Genomic DNA, 24,162 nt, shown 5'->3' on the forward strand with positions numbered 1-24,162 from the left:
GTTTTCCACGGAGGCGTGTTTTGCAACTCTTGCGGTGTGTTCACCTGGACGCCGCGGGACTTCCCGCATCTGCAGTGATGTCCGTCGTCGTCTGTGCTTCGATGTTCGTAGTCGATACGTTTCCGGCTGCCGGCGCGTAGTTTCGCGGGCGATGGACGAGCGTGACCAGCACGAAAGACAGGATCATCAGCAGGTACCAGGCGCCGAGCTTCTGGAGCGAGACCGGGGTCCAGCCGTTGTGCTGCGAGGGATAGATCCAGGCGCGTGACCAGGTGCCGATGTTCTCGGCAAACCAAATGAACAGGGCGACGAGTAGAAAGCCGAGAAGCAACGGCATGCGGTGCCGAAACCGGAAGACGCGATAGTGCACTGTCGTGCGCAGAAACAGGACCGCCGTGATCGCAAACAGCGCGTAGCGCAGGTCGATGACGAAGTGGTGCGTAAAGAAATTGGCATAGATCGCCAAGGCGAGCAGCATCGTCGCCCAAAGCGGCGGATAGTTGCTGTAGCGCATGTCGAGGATACGGGTCACGCGGGCGAGATAGGAGCCGACGGCGGCATACATGAAGCCCGAGAATAGCGGAACGCCGCCGATGCGGAAGATGCTTGGCTCCGGGTAGATCCAGGACCCGACCGACGTCTTGAAGATCTCCATCACCGTGCCGACGATGTGGAAGATCAGAATGACCTTGGCTTCGGCGACGGTCTCAAGCTTGAAGACGAGCAACGAAATCTGGATGACAAGGGCCGCGACGAAAAGGAAATCATAGCGGGCAAAGCCCATGTCCTCCGGCCAGAACAATTTTGTCGCGAGCATCAGGGCGAGCATGGCGCCGCCGAAAAGGCAGGCGAAGGCCTGCTTGATGCCGAATACCAGGAACTCCGTCAGGCCGCCGAGGAGGCCGGCCGCCGGCAGCCGATCGAGCAGGCGGTGCGCCGCAGCGTCGATACGCGCTTCCCGGCTCGTGAAACGCCTATCGTCCGCCATTCGAGCCATCAGTACCGCCTCCGCTTCGCCGTTGGGGACGCGATGCCGGGACAATGCGGTTGAATTAAGGGTGGACAACAACTGCCGGGTGGGCGGACAGGCAGCCGCCCCTGCGGGTTGCCCGCCTCACCGGGGGAAGGAATAGCGCTCGACGATCGACCAGATTTCCCTGTTGACCACCTGCAACTGCTCGATGACTTCGTTGATCCGCGAAATCTCCGCATCGTTGATCTGCTCGATCTTGCCGTATTTGATCGTGTCCTTGCTGTCGAAGATCGCCATCAGCTGGGTGCTTGCCTGGTCTCCGGTCTCGTCGAAGGAATAGATGCAGTGGCTGTATTTGTTGCGAAGCTTCGCTTGCCGGCCCAGCTGCTGGGTCAGCGCGAGGATTTCCTGCCGTTGGTTCAGAGGTGTCTTGTTTGTTTTGGCCAATCGCTCGACCAGCTCGATCCGAGCCCGCGTCGTGTTCAGCGTCAGGAAGATGATGATCGCGGTTTCCTTGTCCACGCGCGCAAGACCGGCGATCAGATAGATGAGCAGGCTTTCCGTGTTGGTCCAAGTGTAGTTTAGCTGTCCGATCAGGAGAAGGATGTCGTGAAATCTCGCCATGGGCACCTGCCGAGCTTCTGTTCAAGAACAATAGTGTTTCAGAATAGCGCATTCCCGTCGTCAGTACATTCTCCCAATACGGCTATGCGGCGCACGCATTCGGTGCCGTTGAGCTTTGTGCAAGGAATCCGTTTAAAAGCAATTTCTAATAGGTACTACATTGGGCGGACCGGCGGCTAAGTCAATGCTACCCCGGCAAGGCTAGCCCGAAGTGGCAGCTTACAACGCATGTCTGTTTGCGACAGACTTGCCTCCGTAATCGGCGAGCAGGACGTGTTCAGGCCTTTGAGGGCTAGTACTGCAGCGAATTGGAGAATGCCCTTTTCATACCTGAAACCGCTGCTCTCCACCAAGTAAAGGGAGAGGCAGCCCAATATTAAATTGATTGCATATTAGAGCATATAGGCGCGCAAGCGCCTCGGAGGATCCAAACTTTCATCAAATCCAACCGCAGCCCGCCAATGGCCCAAATCCGCGTAAGAGAAGAATGCGGTTCGGCTATGGCGGCCTCAACTTGAGGTGATCGTCATGAGCAAGGACAAGAATATTCTGTTCCCATGGGACCCGAGCCAGGATCAAAGCCAGGACCAGGACCAGGGTCAAGGCCAGGGTCAAGGGCAACTGCAAGCTGAGCTCCAGGCCCAGCTCCAAGGCCAGGGACAAGGTCAGGGCCAGGGACAAGGCCAGGATCAGGGTCAAGACCAGGGCCAAGGCCAGGGTCAGGATCAGTCGCAATACAGCGAATCCTACAATGGCAACCTGAACGGTAACGGCAACCTGAACGGCAACGGCAACGGCAACCTGAACGGCAACGGCAACCTGAACGGTAACGGCAACGCCAACCTGAACGGTAACGGCAACCTGAACGCCAACGGCAACCTGAACGCCAACTTCAACGAAAACAAGACCGACGTTGACGTCGACGTCGACAGTAAGACCAAAGTCGACGTGGATGTGGACATCGACCTCGACGGCTACAAGCCGTCGGACGACGACTTCAACGACATCGACCATTCCAAGATCGACGGTATGGCCAGCACGAGCTTCAAGGACATCTTGAATGACTCGCTCAACGGCAACAACAACGTTGCCAATGTCTTCAGCCAAAACGCCATCATGTCGGACGACGACAAGGCTGAAAACATCCACAACAGCGGAACGCTGAACCAGAACGGCAGCGCCTGGGGTGGTATCGCCAAGTCGGGTGACGGCATCCAGTCCGGAGCAGACGGTGGCGAGGGCGGAAGCAAAGCTTATGCCGATGGTGGCGCCGGTGGTGACGGCGGTCACACGGTCGGCGGCTTTGCCGCCGGCGGTAAGGGTGAGGGCGGCGATTCCGACAACGACGGCGACGCAACTGGCGGGCACGGCCTTGGTGGTATTGCAGCCAGCGTTGGCGTCGGCGCCGATGGCACAAGCGGTGACGCGAACGGTGGTGCCGCCACAGGTGGTGCCGGTGGTCAGGGTGCTGCTGGTCTCGGCGTAGGTCTTGGCCTCGGTCTTGGCCTCGGTGTCGGCGCAGCAGGCGGCGGTGATGGTGGCGACAACACAGCCGGCGCCGGCGGTCAGTCTGGCAACGTCCAAAGTGGGGATGGTGACGGCGGTGACGGCGGTGATGCTGGTGACGGCGGCGACGCTGGCGGCTTCATCCTGCCGATTCTGAACTTCGCTGGAGACGGCGGCGACGGCGGCGACGGCGGCGATGGCAACAGTGTTGCACTCGGCAGGACCGGCAGCGCTGACGGTGGCGAATCGGGCGATGCCGGCGACGGCGGCAATGCTTTCGGCGCAGGCCTCGGGGCTGGTGGCGGCTACGGCGCAGGCGTTGGCTACGGCGGTGACGGCGGTGCCGGCGGCGGTGCCAGCGCCAACGGTGGAGCCACGGGTGATGCCTATGGCGGTGACGGAACCGGTGGCGCGGCGGCCGGTGGCCATGGCCTCGGCGGTCTTGCTCTCACGGGCTCGTGGGCCAGTGGCGGTGAAGGCGGTGCTGCCTATGGCGGCGACGCCTGGGGCGGAGACGGTGGTGCCGGCGGCAACGGCGGCTTTGCCACGAATGGCGACGGTGGTGCAGGTGGCAATGCCGGCACTTGGGGCTCCTTCAATGGCGGCGACTCTGTGGTCGAGGGGCTCTCCCAGGCGACGGCAGATGCCGTGATCGACACCAACGCCTTCAACCAGCAGATCGTGCTCGGCGCGAACCTGCAGGGCAACACGATCGACATGACAGTCGTCGGTGGCGACTACCATGCCGACGTAATCGGTCACGACGACAACGCTTGATTGTAAGCGACGCGGCCGGTTGCGATCATTCGCAATCGGCTTCGAACCGGGCTGCGCGGGTCTCCCGCGCAGCCCGTCATGACCCGATGCGCTTAGGGGCACTACCGGCGACAAAAAAGAGGCCCTGACCATGTACTCCGCAAAAATCACCGAAACGATTGCCCATTTTATCGGTCTCTTCCAACTCTCGATCGAAGACGCCCGCATGCGCGAAGCGCACGAGAAGTTCGACCCCAACCGAGAGATTCACAAGGACCCGAAGGACCTTGAAACCGCCCCGGTCAAAGTGCAGGCGCCGTACGATCTCGACGACTTCAATCCCGACGTTCCCTACCGGCCGCTCGATACGGACATTTATACGCCCGTTCCATACGGCTATGCCGGCTTGCCTTTCCCGCAGTACCCACACTCTGAAGGGACGTACGGTCGTCCGGAAACCGATGGCGCCGTGCAGAACACGTCGTTCAAGTCGACCTATTTCAGCACCCCGCACATCAATCCCCCGGGTTCGGTCGTGGTCTACAGTCAGCAGACCGCCGAGCTCTCGGACAACGACTATGTCAACATGGGCGGACACGGCCTGAAATCCGTCCTGCACATCGATAGCAGTGCGGTCATGGCGGAACTCATCGAAGGCTCGCTGCAGATTTCGCCGCTAGGCCTCGAGGATCCCGCAGGCTCTGCCGAAACCGTCGCCAGCCTGGTGACGACCACCGCCGCGACGCTCGATGCCTACTCTGCCGGCGATGAAAGCCAGGTGGGCGGGCTGGCCGCCAGCACATTCGTCGCGAAGGCAGCAACGCTTGAAGGCGTTTATGTCAACGGCGATCTGGTGGAGACCGCGCCCGTTCTCAAGGACCATCTGCCGAACCAGGACGAAACCGAGGAAACGCCGGAACCTGAACTGACGGAGGGCCCGAAGGAGGCGAGTGGTGCCGTTGCGCATGGCGAAGGGGAGGTTGCGATCTCGGCCTCGGTAGAGCTGGAGGCCGGCAGCAATACGCTGGTGAACGAGGTTGTCATCACAAACAATTGGCTGCAGTCGAACGTCCTCGCCGTTGCCGGCGACCATGTTCAGCTCAACGCCATCGTCCAGACCAATGCCTACTACGACAGCGATCTGGTAAGCTCCGCGCTTTGCGGCGGCAGTCTGGCGGCGGACAAGGCGACCGAAGCGCTCAACATCGCGTCATTCAAGCACGTCGCTTCCACGGAAACGACACATAACGAGTCGGGTGTTTTCCCAAAGGCATGGGCGATCACCGAGGTCAAGGGCGACCTGATGATGGTGAACTGGCTCCAGCAGTTCACGTTCATGTCCGACAACGACACCGCTATCCTGGCGGCCTCCGGCTCCAAGCTTTCGATCATCGCCGGCGACAACACCTCCGCCAATCAGGTGTCGCTGCTTGAACTGGGGTTCCGCTACGACCTGATATTCGTCGGCGGAAACGTCTTCGACGCCAACATCATCCACCAGACGAACATCCTGCTCGACAACGATTTTATCGGCGCCGTCGGCGGATTCCAGATGAGTGGAAACGGATCCGTTTCGACCGGCGGAAACCTGTTGTGGAACTATGCCAATATCGTCGAGGCCGGTGGCGCCAGCGCCGTGAACCCGATGTCGGAAGGATATCTCTCGGCCTTGCAAGACCTTGCGGAAGGCAAGGACCCTTCGTCGAAGGACTTCATGCACGACGCCGCATTTGCCGGACTGCTGGGCCTGCGTGTGCTCTATATTTCCGGCGATCTGCTCAGTCTCAACTACATTTCGCAGACCAACATCCTCGGCGACAGCGACCAGGTGACGCTGGCAATGAACGCGCTGACGGCACTTCCGGATGCGGATTGGACCATTTCAACCGGCTCGAACGCCCTCTTGAACTATGCCGGGATCGTCGATGTCGATACCGGCAAGACAATCTATGCGGGCGGTGAGGTCTATTCGGATGAAGTTCTCATCCAGGCTGAGCTGGTGAAGAACGACCCCTTCCTCGGCGGGCAGGATCCGAATGCGCTCGCGAGCGAAGCGGTGGTCTTCCTCGGCGACGGCATGCTCTCCTCGGACACCGGTGATCAGACGCAGGACGATGCATCGCCGAACCCGACATCACACACGATAGAGACGGCGAGCTGCGATCCCATGCATAGCATGGTCGCTTGATCGGGGCGCGGGGATACTCATGACCGACCGCATCAATCCCGTCCGGCTGGTACGAACTGACGCCGACGACACATTTTCTCCGAATGGCGACGACGCGGGCCGGAAGGCGGACAAGCCGGATGCAGACGCTGCGCGGCAGCAGTTCCTCCGCAGACTTGACCAACAGGAATACATTCTGGATCGCGCTGTAAAGGAGATCGACGGGGTGGCGGACCAACTTCGAAGAGCGGCGGCAAACGGCGCCAACGAAAACGAGAACTGGGCCAATAAGGCAGCAGTCCCGCTTCCAGGACCGGGCGCCAGAGTCGCGAGCGTCACGCTGGCTGCCATCGATGCGACCCCGACGCCGACAAACATCGCACCCGCGACAGTGAAATCCCCGCCTGCATCAACAGCAACTGAGGCAGCCAGCGTCACACCGCGGGCCTGGCCTCCAAGAGCCGAGCCCAATTCCCGGGTCGAGACGCCTCCGAAGAACGAGACACCGGCCAAGACGGAACCCCTGTTTGCACTGCGCGATCGGATATCGGTGGAACGGCAACCGTCTCAGGGCGAGCAAAAGCCGGAGCCACGCGCCGAGCGGCCGGTTATCTGGCCGACGGCCGAGATGAAGGAGAAGAGCTCGCCGCCCGGCATGGTCGTGATCGATGGCGATCGCGGTCCCATCAAGGCCGACGAGCGGTCCCCCGGCAATGGCGGCGGCTCGTCGAGCGGCAATGGCGGCGGCGGAGGCGGAGGGGGCGTCTTCCACAAACGCCTCGGACCGGTCGATTTTTCCGCAAGCCTCAGGGCCGGCGTCAAGGCGATCCGGCAGAACCTTATGATCGTGATGATCTTCACGATCGTAACCAACATCCTCGTACTCGCCATCCCGGTGTATCTGTTCCAGATTTCGGACAGGGTGCTCACCAGCCGCTCGCTCGACACGCTGGTGATGCTGACCGCCCTGATCGTCGGTGCGGTGTTGCTGCAGGCGATTTTCGACGGCATTCGCCGCATGATCCTGATGCGGACCGCGGTTGAGGTCGCTGCCCAGCTCGGGGCTCCGATCCTCAGCGCGGCAGCCAGGGCAGCACTCCACAGCAATGGGCGGGAGTATCAGACGCTGGGCGATCTGCAGCAGCTCCGCTCCTTCCTGGTGTCGGGCACGCTGCTTTCCTTTCTCGATGCCCCGATGGCGCCGCTCTTTGTCGTTGCGGTGTTTCTGATTCACCCGCATCTCGGCGCCATCGTCATCACATCGGCATTTCTGCTTTTGATCGTCACGCTGTTGAACCAGAGAGCGACGGCCGCCGCCTTCGGCGAAGCCACCACTTTCCAGACGAAGGCGAACCTTCATCTTGATTCGATGTCCCGCAACTCGCAGATCATCAATGCGCTGGCAATGATCCCGGAAGCCGTCCACCTCTGGGGTAAGGACATGGCCGGCTCGCTGAAAGCGCAGGTTCTGGCGCAAGACCGCAACATCGCCTTTGCGTCACTCTCCAAGGCCGTGCGACTGCTCACCCAGGTGACGATGCTCGGTTGGGGCGCCAATCTTGCTCTCCACGGTCAACTGACGGGTGGCATGGTAATCTGCGCCTCGATCATTGCCGGCCGGGCGCTCGGCCCGATTGAAGGCGCGATCGAGGGGTGGAGCCAGGTTATCCAGTCGCGCGCCGCCTACGGGCGCATTGCCTCGCTCCTGCAGACGTCGCCGCTCAACTTCGAGCGGTTGAAACTGCCGCGTCCGGAAGGGCGCCTCGACGTCGAGCGGTTGCTCTTCGTCCCACAGGGCACCAAACGTGTGGTTCTCAACGGCATCACCTTTGCGCTCGAACCCGGTGACTCTCTTGCCGTGATAGGCAGTTCCGGTGCTGGTAAGACGACGCTTGGCAAGATGCTCGTTGGCTCCATTCTGCCGACCTCTGGCAACGTCCGGCTCGACCTCATGGACCTGAGGAACTGGGACCAGCGTCAGTTCGGCGAGAGCATCGGCTATCTGCCGCAGGATGTGCAGCTTTTCCCCGGAACGATCAAGGCCAACATCGCCCGCATGCGCGAGGATGCAACGGACGCGGAGATCTATGCCGCTGCCAAGCTCGCCGACGTGCACGACATGATCGCCATGCTGCCGCATGGATATGAGACGGTCGTTGCCGCTGACGGCTCGCCCCTGTCGGGTGGACAAAAGCAGCGCGTGGCGCTTGCCCGTGCCTTCTTCGGCAATCCGCGCATGGTGGTGCTGGATGAGCCGAATTCCAATCTGGACACGTCGGGCGAAGCGGCGCTGACCCGGGCGCTCGCGCATGCCAAACGCGAGAAGATCACGGTCATCACCATTACCCAGCGGCCCGCTCTTCTCAACAGCGTCGACAAGGTCCTGCTCCTGGTGAACGGCACGGTTGCCCTGTTCGGCCACCGACAGGACGTTCTCAAGGCGCTTGCTGCCCGCGGCGTGAATACTGAAGGCAACCCGATCGACCAACCCCAGCTTCCGTAGGCGATGATGACGGACATAGCCAAAGTACATGACCTGACTTGGTACGCAGAGGTGCCGCGCTCGATCTGGAGGCACACCATGATCGGCATGGTGTTGATGGTGGCTACGGTCGGCGGCTTCGGCCTGTGGGCCTTCACCGCCCCGCTGGCCGCAGCCATCATCGCGCAAGGCAGCTTCGTCGCCACCGGCCAGAACAAGGTGATCCAGCATTTCGAAGGCGGGATCATCAAGGACATCCTGGTCAGCGAGGGCGATCATGTGACTGTCGACCAACCGTTGGTGCTGCTGGACGAGACGGCGGCGCTCGCCAATGAGCGTCAGTTCTTTCTGCGGCGGGCACGGCTGGAGGCGATCGTCGCCCGCCTCAACGCGCAGACGCACGGTCTGAAAGCGATCGTTTTGCCCGAGATCCTGACCCCGCACCTGAAAAATGACCCGGAGATCGGCCCGATCGTGCTAAGCCAGCAACTCAGCTTCCAGACCTGGAGGAGCAAGCTGGAGAGCGATCTCGGCTTGCTGAGACGCAACATCGAGAGCCTGGAATTCCGGTCGCAAGGCTTCCAAGAGCAGCTGAAGTCGGTTCGGGAGCAGCGCCGGCTGCTGCAGGAGGAATATGAAGGCAAGAAGACGCTGCTTGCGAAGGACCTGATCCGCAAGACGGAGATCAAGACCATCCAGCGGGCAATCGCCGACGCTGAAGGTCAGATCGGCAGGCTGATGTCCGAAGTCTCCGAAACGGGCTCCCAGATCCTCAAGCAGGAACAGCAGGTCAACCAGACCGAACAGAGTTACCGCGAGGCGGCGCAGGACGACTTGCAGAAGGCAGAGGCTGAACTGGACACGGTGCGTGAACAGTTGCGCGGGGCCACCAATGTTCTTCGCCGTGCCACGATCAACGCACCGGTGACCGGTACCGTGATCAGGATGCATTACCACACGTCCGGCGGCGTTATCGAAAGCGGCAAACCGATCATGGAGATCCTGCCAGCTGACGTGCCGCTGATCATAGAGGCCCAGGTGCTGCGCACCGAGATCGACAACATCAAGGTCGGCGAGAAGGCAACCGTACGGTTGACGGCTCTCAACCAGCGCACGACACCAGTGCTGAACGGCCAGGTCTTCTATGTATCGGCCGATGCCCTGCCGGTGCAGACTCAGGAGGGGACGCGCGAGGTTTACGTCGCCCGCATCAGCCTACCGACAAGCGAGCTCGCAAGGGTGCATAACTTTGCCGTGACGCCGGGTATGCCGGCCGAAATCCTAATCCAGACCGCTGAACGGACCTTCTTCGACTATCTTACCAAGCCGATCCGCGACAGCATGGCCCGCGCCTTCATGGAAAACTGACCGAGGCCTTCGCGTTCTGCCTTGCCGACTGCCCGAGATCTGAAATGATCTGGGAGGGAAGGTTACATTGGTTCTCCCGCAAGGCTTCAGTTCGCGGCGAAGCAATAGAAGAGGCCTTCGCCGCCCGTACCCTTGAAGGCTTCGATGGTGCAGCCTCCCCGCGTCGTGTGCGACGAGTTCCAGGATTTGGCTTCGGCGGAATCGTTCGGGCCCGTGCGGTCGCTGTGGCCGACGATCGCCGCGCCGTCGGCGCCGCCCATCGTCCAGTTGCCGCAGGTATCGGGTGCCGCAGTGCCATCCGCCTTCGAGCCGGTCAGGATGTCATGACGGTTGGGTGTGTCGCCACGCCCGTTGATGACCTCGCCTTTTTCATTGAGCGCGGTCTGTTTGGTGAGGTTGTTCTTGTCGCTATGGAGCGAGGCCACGTCGTCGGCGATCTTCTCGCCCTTGGCGTTGTACCATGGCCCCTTGCCGATCCGGTCCTTGGCATTTTCGGCGTCGGTGGACAGATAGGCTTTCCACGTCTTGCCGGTCGAGCCGGCCGCCTTTGCCAGGGTGTCGCAATAGGCGTCTGCGCCCGTAAGCCCGCCAAGATCGCCGCCCTTTCCTGGGTTCACGCTGGTGACGAAGAAACTCATGCTGGTGTCCTGGGCATGGGCCGCTCCGGAGCAGGCCAGGACGAATGCGAGAGCTGCAAGTCCGCTTTTCATTGGTCTCTCTCCCATCAGGTTTCGGGGAAGCCTAATGGTCGCGCTTGGCGGAGTAAAATCGAAATGGCGTGATGAACGAGGGGAAGTGTCCCTCTGAGGCGCGGGGGCCAGGCATCGTGTTGCGCGCCGGACGCATGGCTGGCTTGCGAAATCCCATCTACGATTTCGGCGCGATCGCTGTATATTCAGATCATCGAAGCGATGCACCTCCTCCCGCAAAGCTTCGACAGGTAAACGACCTTCTCCTCCTCCCAAAGGTCGTTTGCGAGATCAGCGCCACTCCTCCTCCCAAGGTTGCTGATCGGTTTTCTAAGAGCCTGCCGCTCCTCCCGCGGCGGGCTCTTTTGTTTTCACCGGATGGGACGCCAGCTTGCGCAGCATGGACCTGACGCGACGGCGGATGATGACACGCCCCAACTCTGCGGAACAAAGTGCCGGCTAGATAGTTGAACCTCCGGGAGGTTCCAATGTCGATCCGGCACTTGAAATCCAATGTGGAGCAGAAATCGCCGCGGTGGGCGTTCCACCATGGCGCGGGACGTCTCCGCCGGGCGGAAAGTGACGATACAGGCAGCCGACTGGTCGCTGAAGTGCAGCGTGAGCAGATCGTCGACGCGGGCGACGGCGGCCTGGTAGCGCCGGACCTTGCAGCCACCCCTGTACCCGATCGCAGCCGCCAACCGCCTCCACACGACTACAGCCGTCCCGCGACGAAGATCGGCAAGCTGCTTTCCGCCCAGGCCATGCGCGACGAAGATGGCGCCGGCGGGCCGGTCTGGTTGGCCGTGCTCGGCGATAATACCAGCGAAGCCATGCGACAGTTCATGGGGCTGGTGTTTGCCTTTATCTTCCTGTCGGCAGTCTTCTTCTGGTTTCTTACGTAGCGCGGCAACGAGTGTTGTGTGACTGGAAGTCACCCTATCTCTGCAACGCCGCCACGGTTGACGACCAAAGGCCGAACCCTAGATTACCGGCGACATCCCGCCTCATTCCAACGCCAGCGAGATCATCATGCACTACAGAACCTTCGGCCGTAGCGGCCTTCGCGTATCCGAAATCGGTTATGGTGCCTGGGGCATCGGCAAGAGCCATTGGCGGGGAGCGACCGATGACGAGTCCGCCCGCGCCCTCAATCGCGCCGTCGATCTCGGCCTCAACTTCATCGATACCGCGCTTGGCTACGGCCAGGGCCACAGCGAGAAGCTGATCGGGGCTTTGCTGCGCGAGCGGTCGGAGACGATCCATGTCGCCACCAAGATCCCGCCGAAGAACATGCAATGGCCTGCCCACGCCGGCACGCCGGCCGAGCAGACCTTTCCGGCCGATCATGTGATCGCCTGTACCGAGACGAGCCTGCGCAATCTCGGCGTCGAGACGATCGACGTGCAGCAGTTCCATGTCTGGTCGGATGAGTGGGTCGGTCGCGGCGACTGGCTGGAGGCGGTCGAGCGACTGAAGCGCGACGGCAAGATCCGTTTCTTCGGCGTCTCGATCAACGACTACGAACCGGACAACGCACTGAGGCTGATCGAAAGCGGCGTGGTCGACAGCGTGCAGGTGATCTACAATATCTTCGAACAGGCGCCAGAGGAAAAGCTGCTGCCTGCCTGCCTCGAGCACAATGTCGGCGTCATCGTCCGCGTGGCCCTGGACGAAGGCGGCCTGACCGGCCAGATTCGCGCTGACACCGTCTTCCCCGAGGGCGATTTTCGCGAGACCTATTTCCGCGGCGAGCGCAAGCGCGAGGTCGAGGAACGCACGCAGAAGATCGTCGAAGACCTGGAGATCGCGCCCGACGCGCTTGCCGAAACGGCACTGCGCTTCGTTCTTAGCCACCCAGCCGTATCGACCGTCATTCCCGGCATGCGCTCGGTCCGCAACGTCGAGCGCAACTGCGCTATCGGCGACGGCCTCGGCTTGCCGGACGCTCAACGTGCAAAGCTGAGCGCCCACCACTGGCGGCGCAACTTCTACCGGGATTGAGCGGCCCGGCGGCCTGGCGGTTAAGACACTCCCCCAAGGGATCATTGCCGTCGGGCGACTGCTCTATCGGTGCCCCGGGCGCCCGGATGTGCTATCCATATGGTTGCAGGAGCCCGGGGGGCGCCGATGGAACAAAAGCTATCCGTCATCATGGCCGCGGACGTGGCCGGCTATAGCCGGCTGATGGAGCTCGACGAGAAGGGTACGCTTGCGGCCCTGATGGCTCATCGACGGGAGCTTTGGGACGTCGAGGTCGCCGCGCATCATGGGCGCATCGTCAAGCTCATCGGCGACGGTATGCTGGTGGAGTTCCGTGCTGTGGAAGACGCAGTTCTCTGCGCGGTCGAGATCCAGCGGGGAATGCGGAGCAGAAACGCCGGCATACGCCCGGATCGCCGGATGGAATTTCGCATCGGGATCAATATCGGTGACATGCTGTTTGAAGATGGCGACGTCTATGGCGACGGCGTCAATGTGGCGGCGCGCATCGAGGGCCTCGCCAAACCGGGTGGGGTATCCGTCTCCTCCTCGGTCTACGACACCTTGGGCGGTCGCCTGGGCATCCGCTTCGAAGATACGGGCGCGCAGGCATTGAAGAACATCGGCCGCCCCGTCCACATCTACAATGTCTTCATCGACGACGCCGGGTCCGGGCCCGCCGTGCTGATGGCGCCGCCATCACAAGAGGTTCGAGAAAATCCCCCGGTCAAATCGGGCCGGACTCTTCTCCATGTGTCGCGCTTTGCGAATCTGAGCGGCAATCCCGACCGGGAGTATTTCGCTGCCGGCATAACGCAGGTGTCGTCGCGGCATTGTCGCGCTTCTCCGGCTTGAACGTGATTGTTCGGGCGCCACGTGTCGAACCGCAACACCATGCAGCCGCCTGCTACTCGCTTGAAGGCAGCGTCAGGCGCGTTGGCGACCGCGTCAGGGTCAATGCCAACCTGACGAACGCCACTGGCGAACACATCTGGGCGGAGAAATACGATTTCGACCTGATCGACATGTTCGACGTCCAGGACGAACTGTCCCGTTCCATTCCGGCGGCCCTGAACGTCAAGATCGAAGAAGCCGAACGATACAGGGTTCTCGCCGAACCGCTCAAAGGTTCGAGCGCTTACGATTTCTATCTGCGCGGCCGGCACATTGAAAAGAGCCTGAAACCGGATGAGATCAGGTTGGCGAAGGAGATGTTCCTGGCAGCGATTGACGCCGATCCGGCTTATGCGCGCGGATATCTCGGGCTCGCCTGGCTGGAGATACGCAAGCTGAAGTGGAACGAGCGCGTTGATATGGAGGCGACGCTCGCCAGCGCTTTCGCCTCGGCAAGCAAGGCTCTGGAGCTCAGCCCCTATGACGCCGACATTCACTGGGCGCTTGGCGTCGTCCATCTGTGGAGGGGAGAGGCCGATCGGGCAATCGGTTGTTATGAACGCGGCCGCGAATTGGCACCCAACAACTGCGATCTCCTCGCAGAATATTGCGATGCCCTCGGCTATCTCGGTCTTCTTGAAGACGCGATCAGGATCGGCGAACTGGCATTGCGGCTGAACCCCAGTCGCCCGGACTGGTATTTCTGGAATATCGCGGCCAGCAAATACCTCTCCGGGCAATATAGCGAAGCGCTGGCGCTGCTGGAAAAGATGGCCGAGCTTGGATCGGCCTACCGATTGCTCGCGGCGACCTACGCGCAACTCGGCCGTTTGGAGGAAGCGCGCCGCGCCGCGGCCGAACTCTTAAAACTCAATCCGGAATTCTCGATCGAGCGATACAGTTCTCGCACTCCCTATCGGGACAAGGCGCTGCTCGCGCGATACGTTGAAGGGCTGCGGCTGGCGGAACTGCCGGAATGAGGTCTGGTTGTCGCGAGGGCGCCGCCTCGGCCGTGTTCAGTTGGAGGATACGCAATGTCGGAAACAGTCAACGTCCGCTACATGGTCGACGACGTCGAGGCGGCGATCGCCTGGTACACCACCCATCTCGGCTTTTCGGTTCTGTCGAACTATGCGCCGGCCTTCGCGGATGTCCAGCGCGGAGCGTTGCGGCTCCTGCTCAGCGGGCCGACGAGCTCGGCGGGCAGGCCGATGCCGGATGGCGAGACGCCGGGGCCTGGCGGCTGGAACCGCATCCATCTCATCGTCGATGACCTCAACGCCGAGGTAGAGCGGCTGCGCGGCGCCGGCGTCAGGTTTCGCAACGACATCGTCACCGGTCCCGGAGGGGCGCAGATCCTTTTGATCGACCCCTCCGGAAATGTCGTCGAACTGTTTCAGCCGGCGCGCCGATAACGATCGCGCCCTGAGCACGTTCGTTGACGCCGCGCGCACCGTTGGAGATGCGAGAGGCGGATCTGGTCTCAGCCGGCGCTGGTGTCGACCACTTCGAAATCATGCGTGATCGTCGCGGTCTTGGCGAGCATGGCCGAGGCCGAGCAGTATTTTTCGATCGAGAGCGAGATGGCGCGTTCGACTTTGTTGACCGCCAGTCCGCGTCCCTTGACGATGAAATGCATGTGGATGCGGGTAAAGACGCGCGGTTCCGTCTCGGCGCGGTCCGCATCGAGTTCGACGACGCAATCCTCGACCGGCTCGCGACCCTTTTCCAGGATGTGCACGACATCAAAGGCCGAGCAGCCGCCGGTGCCGATCAGCACCAATTCCATCGGGCTCGGACCCGGCGTGCGGCCTTCCTCACCGAAGGCGGTTCCCAAAACGACCTTGTGGCCGCTTCCGGACTCTCCGACGAAGGTCCGGTCTTCCACCCATTTGACGCGTGCTTTCATGTGTTTCGTCCTGTTACAGCAATGTCCGGATCATAGACCCGCGCGGCCGATGACCTCCAGTTCACATACCGTTTCGAACGATTTTCGCAAATGCCTCGCTTCCGGTAAAATGCCAAGCCCGCGCCATGTGCGCGCGAAACAGGCAAGGATTGATCGGATGAACGAGACGACCGGAAATGCGCCTGACAGCTCCGGCGCGGTGGTGCACCCGCCGATCGCGTGGGTGCTGGCCGTCGGTGGCGGCCTCGTGCTCGACCGGCTTTACCCGTTGCCGTTCGTGCCGGAGATGGTGCCTGACGCGTTGGTTGGCGGCCTCGTGTTTCTGGCCGGCCTCGCGCTGCTCGTCTGGGCAGCGATGACCTTCGGCCGTGCAGGAACCGACATACCGGTCAACCGCCCGACGTCAACGATCGTCGAAGCGGGTCCCTACCGCTTCACCCGCAATCCCATCTATACCGGGATGTTCCTCGGCCTGATCGGCTTTTCCATCGCCTTCGACAGCCTGTGGCTGCTGATCCTGCTGGTCCCCTTCTACCTCGTCATCCGCTATGGCGTGGTGGCGCGTGAGGAGGCCTATCTCGAGCGCAAGTTCGGTGACGTCTATCGGGCCTACAAGACGCGCGTCAGGCGCTGGCTTTAGCGGCGCGGACGAAGGACGGAGAGCTTGAAACTGCCCGGAGCGCATCGGCCAGGCGCTCGACGTCGCGCGGCAGTAGACCGGCGATGTTGATGCGTCCGTTCGCCGTTCCGTAGACGCCGAAGTCCTCGCGGAGCCGGTTCATCTGGCGCTGGTCGAGCGGTAGCAGCGAGAACATGCCTTTTTGCCGGCGCAACACCTGGAATTTCTCCGGGGCGCCGCATCCTGCGAGCGCATCGGCGAGGCCGCTGCGGATCTCGGCTACGCGGCGGCGGCTCGCCTCCAGTTCGGCAAGCCACATCCCGGGGTTTTCGAAGAGGCGCGCGGCAATCGCGGCGCCGTGCTCCGGCGGCATGGAGTAGTTGGCCCGGGTGATCCGCTCCAGCGTGGCGCGAATGTTGGCGAGCAGGTCCCGGTCAGGCGCGATCACCATCGCCGCGCCGGTACGTTCGCAATAGAGACCCATGTTCTTGGAGCAGCTTGCCGCGACGAGCACCGTGTCGAGTTCTTGAGCGAAATGCCGCAGGCCCACGGCGTCCTCTTCGATCCCGTCGCCGAAGCCCTGGTAGGCCATGTCGATCAGCGGTATCAGCCCCTTGTCTTTGCAGAGTTTGGCAAGCAGCCGCCACCGCTCCGGCGTCGGATCGATGCCGGTCGGATTGTGGCAGCAGCCGTGGAGGAGAACGACGTCTCCCTGGCGGGCCTCCCCAAGATCCGCGACGACGGCGTCGAGATCGAGGCCAGCCTCGTTCTCCTGCCAGCGGAAAGCCCGTACGGCGAGGCCCGCGGCCGTCATGATCGGGCGGTGGTTCACATAGCCGGGATTGGTGTTCCAGATCGTCGCGTGCGGCGAGACGAGCGCGATGAAATCCGCGAGGATCCGGAGCGCGCCAGTGCCGCCAACCGTCTGGATCGTACACTGGCGGTTGAGCGCCTCGGCGCCTTCACCGAGAAGGAGCCTGGACATCCCGTCGTTGAATGCCGGGTTCCCGGAGAGTGCCCTGTAGGACTTGGACGCGGCTGCGGAGGCGAGACGCGCCTCTGCGTCCTGGACCGCCCGCATGACAGGTGTTTGACCCGAAGCATCGCGATAGACGCCGACGACGAGATCGATCTTGTCGGTGCGACGATCCTGCCGGAACGAGCTGATGAGAGCCCACAACGGATCGGGTTCGGCGATTGGTAGAGCGGCGAGCATACTGGGTTCCCTATCGTTCTTGAAACTAGTGGCGGTTTGCCAAGATCACGCCCGTCGTGATGACGAGGATACCGATGGCGGTCGCTAACGCGAGCGCCTCGCCAAGGATCGGAATGGCCATCAGGCTTGCGAGCGCCGGCGCGAGCGAGCCGATCGTCGCGCTTCTGGCAGTGCCGAGCCGCGAGATCGCGAAGGCGTAGCCGACGGTCGAAACGAGGCCGACACCGAGCCCCTGCACCAGAATGAAGGGCAGGGCCTGATGCCAGGAAAATTGCCCGATATGCGAGGCGACGGCGCCGGTCAGGAGCAGGGGGAGGAGGATGACGAGCGAGCCGATAGAGAGCAGCAGTCCGTTGCTGATCGCATCCACTCCGGTGCGGCGCAGCCCGATCGTATAGGCGCCCCAGATGAGGCTCGCGACAAGCAGCAGGCCGACGCCGCGGAGGGTTTCGGTCGTCACCGCATACTGCTGTCCGGCAACGATGCCGATGACGCCGGCAAGGATCAGGGCGAGCGGCAGCCAGCGCTTCCTCGGCACGCCCTTTCGCTCAAGCAGAAGGACGAGCAAGGCAACGGATAGCGGCGTCGTTCCGGCAACGAGTGCGCCAACATAGGCCGCGGAGGTTGCTTTGGCACCTTCCGAGACGATGAAGAAGAACGGTACGCCGCCGAGCAAGACGAGGGCCGCATCCATTGGCCTGACCTTGCGAAGTGCGGAAAGGCGCTGGGGGATGGCCGGCAGCAGGGCGAGGATCGGGATCGCGAAGCGAATGAGGGCGACGTCGACGGTGGCAAGCGGCGAGGCCCCGATCGCCCGCATGGTCAGCGCGAAGCCCGCCCAGACCAGCACGACGATGGACAGCACGATGTAGCCGACTGTCGTCGGTGTCAGCCATCCGCTTCTCGATTGCTGAAAATCTGACGTCACGTCGGTCATGCGGGGCCTCATCGCTAGGATTGCTCACATGATATGCTTCTCGCGCAGTCGATATCTTGCTATTTCACTCGCCGTTTGCATAGAGTTTGGCAGAATCTGCCATCGGGGAGGGGCGAATGGACGAAAAGGACATGCAGATCATCTGGGCGCTGCAGAAGGACGGCCGCCTTTCCAATCAGGATCTCTCCGAGAAGGTCGCGCTGTCTCCGTCTCCGTGCCTCAGACGGCTGCGCCTGCTTGAGGAGGCGAAGATCATCAAGGGCTATACGGCGATCGTCGACGAGGAGGCCTATGGTCTGCCGATCACGGCTTTCGTCCGCATCCGGCTCGAGCGCCATTCCGAGGCTTCCGTCGCCGCCTTCGAGCGCAAGGTGAGAACGATCGACAACATCCAGGATTGTTACGTCATGACCGGCGAAGCCGACTACCTGCTGCGGGTCCTGGTGACGAGCCTCAAGGATTACGAGCAGTTCGTCCGCACCCAACTGCACAATATCGAGGGCATTGCCGCGATCGATACCAGCTTTGCCTATGGCACGGTCAAGCGCGCAACCGTCTTTCCGCGTCTGTGAGCGGCCAGCGAATGCCGCGCCTCGTCACTCCGCCCAACGCCGGAAGACAACGCTGGCATTGACGCCACCGAACCCGAAGCCGTTGGAGATGGCATAGTCGAGCGACAGCTTCCGTGCCGCGCCCGAGACAAAGTCGATACCGTCCGCAGCCGGATCCGGCGTTTCGAGATTGAGCGTCGGCGGCGCGATCTGGTCGCGCAGGGCGAGCACGGTAAAGATCGCCTCCAGACCGCCCGCTGCACCCAGCAAATGCCCGGTTGCGGATTTCGTCGCGCTGACGGCGATTTCGCCGTTGCGGCCAAAGACCGACTTGATCGCCTCGATTTCGCCCTTGTCGCCGACCGGCGTTGAGGTCGCATGAGCATTGAGATGGCGAATATCGCTTGGCCGAATGTCGGCCTGGGCGATGGCGATTTCCATCGCCCGCCGGGCGCCTGCACCATCCTCCGGGCCTGAGGTGATGTGGTGGGCATCGGCCGTGGTGCCATATCCGACGAGTTCGGCGATCGGTGTGGCGCCGCGCGCCAATGCATGCTCGAGCGCCTCGATCACGACGATGCCTGCGCCCTCCCCCATGACGAAGCCGTCACGATCGACATCGAAGGGCCGTGAAGCGCGATCGGGCGTCTCGTTGAAACCCGTCGACAGGGAACGGGCAGCGGCAAAACCGCCGAGGCTGATGGTGTTGATGCAGGCTTCCGCCCCGCCGCAGATCGCAATATCCGCCTCTTGCGCGCGGATCAGCCGGGCCGCGTCGCCGATCGCCTGGACGCCTGCGGCGCAAGCGGTCACCGGCGCGCCGATCGGCCCCTTGAAACCGTGACGGATCGAAACCTGGCCGGCGGCGAGGTTCACGAGAAAGGATGGCACCGTGAAGGGCGAGAGCCGCCGTACGCCGCGCTGATCGACCGTGCGGACCGCCTCCGAGATTGCCGGGAAGCCGCCAATGCCGGACGCGATCACCGTGGCCGTGCGCTGCTGTTCGATCGCGGTCGCGGGATTCCAACCCGCTTGCTCAATTGCCTCTTCCGCCGCGGCCAACGCCAACAGGATGAAGCGATCCATCTTGCGCTGGTCCTTCGGCGGGATGATCCGGTCGGGATCGAAGCCAGCCGTTGCGTCGTCCGCAGAGGTGGGCACCGTCCCGCCGATCTTGCTGCCGAGTTCGGCGACGACCTCTTCCGGCAGACGGCGAAGCCCCGAGTTTCCGGCAAGAAGCCGCGACCAGCTTGCCTCTACGCCCGCTGCCAAAGGGCTGATCGCCCCCATTCCCGTTACGACGATGCGACGCATCGGTTCTCCTGACCTGGGTTACGCAATCCGAACGGAAAGCCGCTCGTGTTGTTCCTGCCATTGCTCGCGGATCCGAGCCGCAAGGCGCGAACTGCCGCAGCACGGATGACCTCTCTCCTGTGCATGGTCCTCAGCGAGGACGCTCGATGGCGATCGCGGTGGCTTCGCCGCCGCCGATGCACAGGGCAGCGACGCCGCGCGAAAGACCCCGCCGCGCCAAGGCGTGAAGCAGGGTCACGATCAGCCGCGCGCCGGTCGCACCGATCGGATGGCCGAGCGCGCAGGCGCCGCCGTTGACGTTCAGCCGGTCGCGGGCGATGCTGAGATCCTTGGCGGCGGCCATAGCCACCACGGCGAAGGCTTCGTTGATTTCGAAGAGATCAACGTCATCGACACTCCAGCCGGTCTTTTCCAGCAGCTTGCGGATCGCAGGAATAGGTGCCGTCGTGTACCAAGCGGGTTGCTGACTGTGCGTCGCATGCGCCTTGATTTCGGCGAGGATCGGCATGCCTTCGCGCTCGGCGATCGAGCGGCGGGTCAGGACGAGCGCCGCCGCACCATCGGCATTGGCCGACGCGCTGGCGGCCGTGATCGTGCCATTGGCGCGAAAGGCGGGCTTCAGGTTCGGGATCTTTTCGGGCGACACCTTCCGCGGGTGCTCGTCGGTATCGATGACCGTGTCTCCGCCCTTGGCAATGACGATGATCGGCGCGATCTCGTCGGCAAAGGCCCCGGTTTCGATCGCGGTGCGGGCGCGTGTCAGCGTCTCCACCGCATAGGCATCCTGGTCGGCACGGGTGAACCCGTAGGCCTCGGCCGCCGCCTCGCCGAAATCGCCCATCGGCCGGCCGGGCTCATAGGCATCTTCCAACCCGTCGAGCATCATGTGGTCGAAGATCCGGTCATGCCCGGCGCGATAGCCGGCTCGTGCCTTGGGGAGCAGATAGGGCGCGTTCGACATCGACTCCATGCCGCCGGCGACCGCGACATCGATCGACCCGGCAAGAATGAGATCATGCGCCAGCATGGTAGCCTTCATGCCGGAACCGCAGACCTTGTTGATCGTGGTGGCGCCGACGGCATCGGGCAGACCCGCGCCGCGGGCTGCCTGCCGGGCCGGGGCCTGTCCCTGGCTAGCGGGAAGCACGCAGCCCATCAGCACCTCGTCCGGGCGATCGGGCGAGAGCTGCGCCCGTTCAAGTGCGGCACCGATGACGTGGGCGCCGAGCGCGCTCGCCTGGGCCGGCGCAAGATCGCCGAGGAAGCGGCCAAGCGGCGTGCGCACCGCCGATACGATGACGATGGGGTCGGATGTGCTGTACATGGTCCGGTCCTTTCCGGCTGGAGGGAACCCCTGAACGTTTCGTGGGGGATCTTTGCCTGCTACTGCAGTGGCGACGCCTGCGACGCCCCTTCGTCGGCAAGCAATCTCTCGGCCGCCGCCTTCAGGAACCGGTTCGAGAGGTGCTCGTCGTCGACGGCCCGAGAAAGCACCAGCGCACCGACCATGGTCGAGAGCGCGACGAATGATTGGTCACGCACTTCCTTGCCTGGTTCGGGTGGAACCACCCCATCGAGAATGTCGAGATGACTGTTGATGCCGGCCTCGAAAGCCTGGCGCAAAGCTGGGCTGCGGCGGGCGGCTTCCGGTGCGAGCGCGGCCAGCGCGCATCCATCCGCCTTTTCACCGCGATGCAGATCCGACAGGTAAAAGCGGAGCAGGGCGCGAAGCGGCTTACCGGCCGCATTAGAGACGACCCTAGCCCAGTTCGCCACGCCGCTCTCCAGCGCCTTGGAAGAGGCCTGAACGATGAGGTCGTCCTTGGATTCGAATTGCTTGTAGAAACCGCCTTGGGTCAGGCCGGCGCCCTTCATCAGGTCGTTCAGACCGATGCCGTCGAAGCCTCTCTCGCGAAAGAGGCGACTTGCGACCTCGATGACCGTTCGGCGGTTTTCCTCCGCCTGTGCCCGGCTTACTCTCATTGTCTGCTCCCATCAGGCAAATGCGACAAAGAGAATATATGTCGATCATCATCTATCCGTCAAGTATAGATGGTGACCGAAATCTTAATGGAGGCTTGAGCGGCTGCGACGAGGAGGCTCAGGCGCCTAGCCGAACGCCGGTCATCTCCTCACCGACGGCCCAAAGCCGCTCGGCGGCCTCCCGGTCGACGGCATAGGCCTCGACGCCGGCAATGCGGGCGGACGACGTATTGCGTGCGATCGACCAGGGCGTGTCGCTGGGAAGCAGTGGGGCAATTTCGCAGTCCATGCAGAACACGCCGCCCTTGCCGTCGAGCTGTGGGCTGGTGGCGCACCAGACCTGGGTGGCCGCCCCTTGCTCCGGGGTTTTCAGGTCACGCGACGGGTCGAGGATCGGTTCGCCCTTATCGTCCAGCGCGCCGTGCGCCTGCAGCGTCTCGACCGACATGTGGCGGGTGAGCCCGGTTCCGACGATGCCGCCCGGGTGCACGGAGAGGGCACGGATGCCATCCTCCTTGCCGCGCGCGTCGAGCGCGGTGGCAAAGAGCATATTCGCCGTCTTCGACTGGCCATAGGCCAGCCACGGATCGTAGGCGCGGCGCTCGAAATTGATGTCGTCGAACACCACGGGCGAGAAGCGGTGCCCGGCCGACGAGACGGAAACGACGCGGGCGCCCTGCGCGCGCTTCAGCGCCGGCCAGAGCCGCGCAACCAGCCGGAAATGGCCGAGATGGTTGGTGGAGAACTGCAGCTCGTTGCCGCGAGCGTCGCGTTTCAATTCTTCGACGGCCATGATGCCGGCGCTGTTGACGAGGATATGGAGCGGCAGCCCGGAGGCCAGGAAATCATCGGCGAAGGCGTCGATCGAGGCGGGGTCGACAAGGTTCATTGGCCGGACTTCGACGCCCGCGGCCACCGCGCCGATGGCCTTGCGGGCGCGGTCGACGTCGCGGGCCGGCACGATCACCTTGGCGCCTGCCTGCGCAAATGTGCGTACCGTTTCAAGGCCGAGGCCGGAATAGCCGCCGGTGACGATGGCGATCTTGTCCTTGAGGTCGATGCCGCGGACGACATCCGCTGTGGTCGAGGCAGCGGTGAAGCCGGAGTTGATGGGCTGTTGCAAAGTGGACATGGTGGGGTCTCCAGTTGATGCCCCCTGGAGATATCCATCATCAACTGAATTATGAATGCTTGATAATCCGTAGTCCTTTCGCCATAGTTCAGAAATGGACCAAGATCCGCTTTCCTCCATCCTGTCGCTGATCGAAGCCCGCGCGGTTTATGCCGGCGGCTTCAGTGCCGGCGGCGATTGGGCAATCCGCTTTCCGCCGCCGGAGAAGATCAAGTTCTTCGCCATTGCCCGCGGCGCCTGCCTGCTTGCTGTCGATGGCCTCGGCGATCCGCTTCAGCTTGATTGTGGCGATGTCGTGCTGCTGTCGGCGCCGGCTCCGTTCACGATCGCCAGCGCAGATGGAATTTCTCCCGTTGATGCCTATGAGCTCTATACCGAAGGCAAGCGCATGGCGTCCCTCGGGCAGGGGGACGACTTCCTGTTCATGGGTGGCCATATCGACCTCGGCACCGCAAGCAGCCGCCTGCTCATCGACAATCTGCCGCCGGTCATTCACCTGCGCCGCGATGATGCCGGGGTGGATCAGTTGCAATGGCTCATCCGCGAGCTGGTGCAGGAAACCATGGCCGCAGCGCCCGGTGCAGATGCCGCGTGCTCGGGCCTTGCCCATCTGATGTTCCTGCAGATCCTCAGGGGCTATCTGTCACGGGAGCGTGGCGTCGATGTCGGCTGGCTGCGCGCCGCATGCGATCCGAAGCTGGCGCCGGCGCTCTCACTGATGCATGGCGACCCGACACGCAACTGGCATCTGCCGGAACTGGCCCGCGCTGCGGCCATGTCGCGCACTGCCTTTGCCACCTATTTCAAGGCCGTCGCGGGCATTGCTCCGCTCAGCTATCTCGCCGAATGGCGCATGCGGCTGGCGGAGCGAAAGCTACAGGATGGTGGCCAGTCTGTGGCGACGGTCGCGCAATCCGTCGGCTACGCCTCCGAAGCCGCCTTCAGCACCGCGTTCAAGCGCATCATGGGCCGCTCGCCACGGCAGCGCGCCAAGACTGGACGTCAGGTCTCGCCGGGTCAGCTGTTGCCGGTCACGCTCTGACCTTTGGCCGGAGTGCC

General features: G+C 62.8%; 22 protein-coding genes. 12 read left to right on the forward strand and 10 right to left on the reverse strand.

Annotated elements, in window-relative coordinates:
* Positions 1 to 40 precede the first annotated feature (40 nt).
* Together IB265_RS28500 and IB265_RS28505 are read right to left on the reverse strand one after the other, a co-directional pair.
* Positions 41 to 988, reverse strand: coding sequence for a DUF817 domain-containing protein (locus IB265_RS28500; protein WP_082616242.1), 948 nt, complete (start codon positions 986 to 988; stop codon positions 41 to 43).
* A gap of 126 nt (positions 989 to 1,114) precedes the next feature.
* The gene (locus tag IB265_RS28505) at positions 1,115 to 1,597 is read right to left on the reverse strand and encodes a hypothetical protein (protein WP_112996458.1); all 483 of its coding nucleotides are present in this window, start codon (positions 1,595 to 1,597) and stop codon (positions 1,115 to 1,117) included.
* Positions 1,598 to 2,125: 528 nt separating this feature from the next.
* Between IB265_RS28505 and IB265_RS28510 the strand changes: the two genes are divergently transcribed.
* From IB265_RS28510 to IB265_RS28525, 4 genes are all read left to right on the forward strand, one after another.
* Positions 2,126 to 3,880, forward strand: a complete 1,755-nt coding sequence (locus IB265_RS28510; protein ID WP_162733612.1) for a hypothetical protein — start codon at positions 2,126 to 2,128, stop codon at positions 3,878 to 3,880.
* A gap of 130 nt (positions 3,881 to 4,010) precedes the next feature.
* Positions 4,011 to 6,047 carry a type I secretion protein gene (locus tag IB265_RS28515; protein ID WP_246806071.1) on the forward strand — a complete coding sequence of 679 codons (2,037 nt, stop codon included), beginning with the start codon at positions 4,011 to 4,013 and terminating at the stop codon, positions 6,045 to 6,047.
* Between the two features lie 19 nt (positions 6,048 to 6,066).
* On the forward strand, positions 6,067 to 8,529 hold the full coding sequence (locus tag IB265_RS28520; RefSeq protein ID WP_112996453.1) for a type I secretion system permease/ATPase: 2,463 nt from the start codon (positions 6,067 to 6,069) through the stop codon (positions 8,527 to 8,529).
* 6 nt (positions 8,530 to 8,535) lie between these two features.
* Positions 8,536 to 9,876, forward strand: coding sequence for an HlyD family type I secretion periplasmic adaptor subunit (locus tag IB265_RS28525; RefSeq protein ID WP_058330140.1), 1,341 nt, complete (start codon positions 8,536 to 8,538; stop codon positions 9,874 to 9,876).
* Between the two features lie 86 nt (positions 9,877 to 9,962).
* On the opposite strand, the gene IB265_RS28530 is transcribed toward IB265_RS28525, so the two are convergent.
* A complete protein-coding gene (locus tag IB265_RS28530; RefSeq protein WP_057255338.1) occupies positions 9,963 to 10,586 on the reverse strand; it encodes a hypothetical protein in 624 nt (207 codons plus the stop codon).
* Between the two features lie 467 nt (positions 10,587 to 11,053).
* Here IB265_RS28530 and IB265_RS28535 point away from each other — a divergent pair, with 467 nt between their 5' ends.
* The 5 genes from IB265_RS28535 (at position 11,054) to IB265_RS28550 (ending at position 14,857) form a co-directional block, all read left to right on the forward strand.
* Positions 11,054 to 11,470 (forward strand): hypothetical protein, encoded by a 417-nt coding sequence (locus IB265_RS28535; RefSeq protein WP_057255339.1) that lies wholly within the window; start codon positions 11,054 to 11,056, stop codon positions 11,468 to 11,470.
* A 127-nt stretch (positions 11,471 to 11,597) separates the two neighbouring features.
* The gene (locus tag IB265_RS28540) at positions 11,598 to 12,569 is read left to right on the forward strand and encodes an aldo/keto reductase (protein ID WP_057255340.1); all 972 of its coding nucleotides are present in this window, start codon (positions 11,598 to 11,600) and stop codon (positions 12,567 to 12,569) included.
* A 99-nt stretch (positions 12,570 to 12,668) separates the two neighbouring features.
* Positions 12,669 to 13,403 (forward strand): adenylate/guanylate cyclase domain-containing protein, encoded by a 735-nt coding sequence (locus IB265_RS36985; RefSeq protein WP_246806072.1) that lies wholly within the window; start codon positions 12,669 to 12,671, stop codon positions 13,401 to 13,403.
* Entirely contained in the window at positions 13,382 to 14,422 is a 1,041-nt protein-coding gene (locus IB265_RS36990; protein ID WP_246806073.1) for a tetratricopeptide repeat protein, read from the forward strand. Before IB265_RS36985 ends, IB265_RS36990 begins: the two co-directional genes overlap by 22 nt.
* A gap of 54 nt (positions 14,423 to 14,476) precedes the next feature.
* Positions 14,477 to 14,857 (forward strand): VOC family protein, encoded by a 381-nt coding sequence (locus IB265_RS28550; protein WP_057255342.1) that lies wholly within the window; start codon positions 14,477 to 14,479, stop codon positions 14,855 to 14,857.
* A gap of 68 nt (positions 14,858 to 14,925) precedes the next feature.
* Here IB265_RS28550 and IB265_RS28555 read toward each other — a convergent pair whose 3' ends face one another.
* Positions 14,926 to 15,351, reverse strand: coding sequence for an OsmC family protein (locus IB265_RS28555; RefSeq protein WP_057255343.1), 426 nt, complete (start codon positions 15,349 to 15,351; stop codon positions 14,926 to 14,928).
* Between the two features lie 157 nt (positions 15,352 to 15,508).
* On the opposite strand from IB265_RS28555, the gene IB265_RS28560 reads away from it, so the two are divergent.
* Positions 15,509 to 15,991, forward strand: coding sequence for an isoprenylcysteine carboxylmethyltransferase family protein (locus IB265_RS28560; protein WP_057255344.1), 483 nt, complete (start codon positions 15,509 to 15,511; stop codon positions 15,989 to 15,991).
* Here the strand turns inward: IB265_RS28560 and IB265_RS28565 are convergent.
* Entirely contained in the window at positions 15,975 to 17,186 is a 1,212-nt protein-coding gene (locus tag IB265_RS28565; RefSeq protein WP_192495506.1) for an aromatic amino acid transaminase, read from the reverse strand. The two genes, IB265_RS28560 and IB265_RS28565, sit on opposite strands and share 17 nt — an antisense overlap.
* Positions 17,187 to 17,211: 25 nt before the next feature.
* Positions 17,212 to 18,123: a DMT family transporter gene (locus tag IB265_RS28570; RefSeq protein ID WP_192495507.1), complete on the reverse strand. Its 912-nt coding sequence runs from the start codon at positions 18,121 to 18,123 to the stop codon at positions 17,212 to 17,214.
* Positions 18,124 to 18,239: 116 nt separating this feature from the next.
* Here IB265_RS28570 and IB265_RS28575 point away from each other — a divergent pair, with 116 nt between their 5' ends.
* Entirely contained in the window at positions 18,240 to 18,695 is a 456-nt protein-coding gene (locus IB265_RS28575; protein WP_057255347.1) for an Lrp/AsnC family transcriptional regulator, read from the forward strand.
* Positions 18,696 to 18,719: 24 nt separating this feature from the next.
* Here IB265_RS28575 and fabF read toward each other — a convergent pair whose 3' ends face one another.
* The 4 genes from fabF to IB265_RS28595 all read right to left on the reverse strand — a co-directional run bounded on the left by fabF (position 18,720) and on the right by IB265_RS28595 (position 23,103).
* Positions 18,720 to 19,988: a beta-ketoacyl-ACP synthase II gene (gene fabF / locus IB265_RS28580; RefSeq protein ID WP_192495508.1), complete on the reverse strand. Its 1,269-nt coding sequence runs from the start codon at positions 19,986 to 19,988 to the stop codon at positions 18,720 to 18,722.
* Positions 19,989 to 20,118: 130 nt separating this feature from the next.
* Positions 20,119 to 21,312 carry an acetyl-CoA C-acyltransferase gene (locus IB265_RS28585; RefSeq protein WP_192495509.1) on the reverse strand — a complete coding sequence of 398 codons (1,194 nt, stop codon included), beginning with the start codon at positions 21,310 to 21,312 and terminating at the stop codon, positions 20,119 to 20,121.
* A 59-nt stretch (positions 21,313 to 21,371) separates the two neighbouring features.
* Positions 21,372 to 21,971 carry a TetR/AcrR family transcriptional regulator gene (locus tag IB265_RS28590; RefSeq protein ID WP_192495510.1) on the reverse strand — a complete coding sequence of 200 codons (600 nt, stop codon included), beginning with the start codon at positions 21,969 to 21,971 and terminating at the stop codon, positions 21,372 to 21,374.
* Positions 21,972 to 22,089: 118 nt separating this feature from the next.
* On the reverse strand, positions 22,090 to 23,103 hold the full coding sequence (locus IB265_RS28595; protein ID WP_192495511.1) for an oxidoreductase: 1,014 nt from the start codon (positions 23,101 to 23,103) through the stop codon (positions 22,090 to 22,092).
* Between the two features lie 94 nt (positions 23,104 to 23,197).
* On the opposite strand from IB265_RS28595, the gene IB265_RS28600 reads away from it, so the two are divergent.
* Positions 23,198 to 24,145 carry an AraC family transcriptional regulator gene (locus tag IB265_RS28600; RefSeq protein ID WP_112996446.1) on the forward strand — a complete coding sequence of 316 codons (948 nt, stop codon included), beginning with the start codon at positions 23,198 to 23,200 and terminating at the stop codon, positions 24,143 to 24,145.
* Positions 24,146 to 24,162: the final 17 nt, after the last annotated feature.

This window comes from Ensifer sp. ENS10 (genome assembly GCF_014852025.1).
Taxonomy (GTDB): Bacteria; Pseudomonadota; Alphaproteobacteria; order Rhizobiales; family Rhizobiaceae; genus Ensifer.

Excerpts from the sequence above, each read along its gene's own strand:
- IB265_RS28500 (WP_082616242.1), bottom strand. The coding sequence starts at position 988 with ATGGCGGACGATAGGCGTTTCACGAGCCGGGAAGCGCGTATCGACGCT.
- IB265_RS28505 (WP_112996458.1), bottom strand. The coding sequence starts at position 1,597 with ATGGCGAGATTTCACGACATCCTTCTCCTGATCGGACAGCTAAACTAC.
- IB265_RS28510 (WP_162733612.1), top strand. The coding sequence starts at position 2,126 with ATGAGCAAGGACAAGAATATTCTGTTCCCATGGGACCCGAGCCAGGAT.
- IB265_RS28515 (WP_246806071.1), top strand. The coding sequence starts at position 4,011 with ATGTACTCCGCAAAAATCACCGAAACGATTGCCCATTTTATCGGTCTC.
- IB265_RS28520 (WP_112996453.1), top strand. The coding sequence starts at position 6,067 with ATGACCGACCGCATCAATCCCGTCCGGCTGGTACGAACTGACGCCGAC.
- IB265_RS28525 (WP_058330140.1), top strand. The coding sequence starts at position 8,536 with ATGACGGACATAGCCAAAGTACATGACCTGACTTGGTACGCAGAGGTG.
- IB265_RS28530 (WP_057255338.1), bottom strand. The coding sequence starts at position 10,586 with ATGAAAAGCGGACTTGCAGCTCTCGCATTCGTCCTGGCCTGCTCCGGA.
- IB265_RS28535 (WP_057255339.1), top strand. The coding sequence starts at position 11,054 with ATGTCGATCCGGCACTTGAAATCCAATGTGGAGCAGAAATCGCCGCGG.
- IB265_RS28540 (WP_057255340.1), top strand. The coding sequence starts at position 11,598 with ATGCACTACAGAACCTTCGGCCGTAGCGGCCTTCGCGTATCCGAAATC.
- IB265_RS36985 (WP_246806072.1), top strand. The coding sequence starts at position 12,669 with ATGGTTGCAGGAGCCCGGGGGGCGCCGATGGAACAAAAGCTATCCGTC.
- IB265_RS28550 (WP_057255342.1), top strand. The coding sequence starts at position 14,477 with ATGTCGGAAACAGTCAACGTCCGCTACATGGTCGACGACGTCGAGGCG.
- IB265_RS28555 (WP_057255343.1), bottom strand. The coding sequence starts at position 15,351 with ATGAAAGCACGCGTCAAATGGGTGGAAGACCGGACCTTCGTCGGAGAG.
- IB265_RS28560 (WP_057255344.1), top strand. The coding sequence starts at position 15,509 with ATGAACGAGACGACCGGAAATGCGCCTGACAGCTCCGGCGCGGTGGTG.
- IB265_RS28565 (WP_192495506.1), bottom strand. The coding sequence starts at position 17,186 with ATGCTCGCCGCTCTACCAATCGCCGAACCCGATCCGTTGTGGGCTCTC.
- IB265_RS28570 (WP_192495507.1), bottom strand. The coding sequence starts at position 18,123 with ATGACCGACGTGACGTCAGATTTTCAGCAATCGAGAAGCGGATGGCTG.
- IB265_RS28575 (WP_057255347.1), top strand. The coding sequence starts at position 18,240 with ATGGACGAAAAGGACATGCAGATCATCTGGGCGCTGCAGAAGGACGGC.
- fabF (WP_192495508.1), bottom strand. The coding sequence starts at position 19,988 with ATGCGTCGCATCGTCGTAACGGGAATGGGGGCGATCAGCCCTTTGGCA.
- IB265_RS28585 (WP_192495509.1), bottom strand. The coding sequence starts at position 21,312 with ATGTACAGCACATCCGACCCCATCGTCATCGTATCGGCGGTGCGCACG.
- IB265_RS28590 (WP_192495510.1), bottom strand. The coding sequence starts at position 21,971 with ATGAGAGTAAGCCGGGCACAGGCGGAGGAAAACCGCCGAACGGTCATC.
- IB265_RS28595 (WP_192495511.1), bottom strand. The coding sequence starts at position 23,103 with ATGTCCACTTTGCAACAGCCCATCAACTCCGGCTTCACCGCTGCCTCG.
- IB265_RS28600 (WP_112996446.1), top strand. The coding sequence starts at position 23,198 with ATGGACCAAGATCCGCTTTCCTCCATCCTGTCGCTGATCGAAGCCCGC.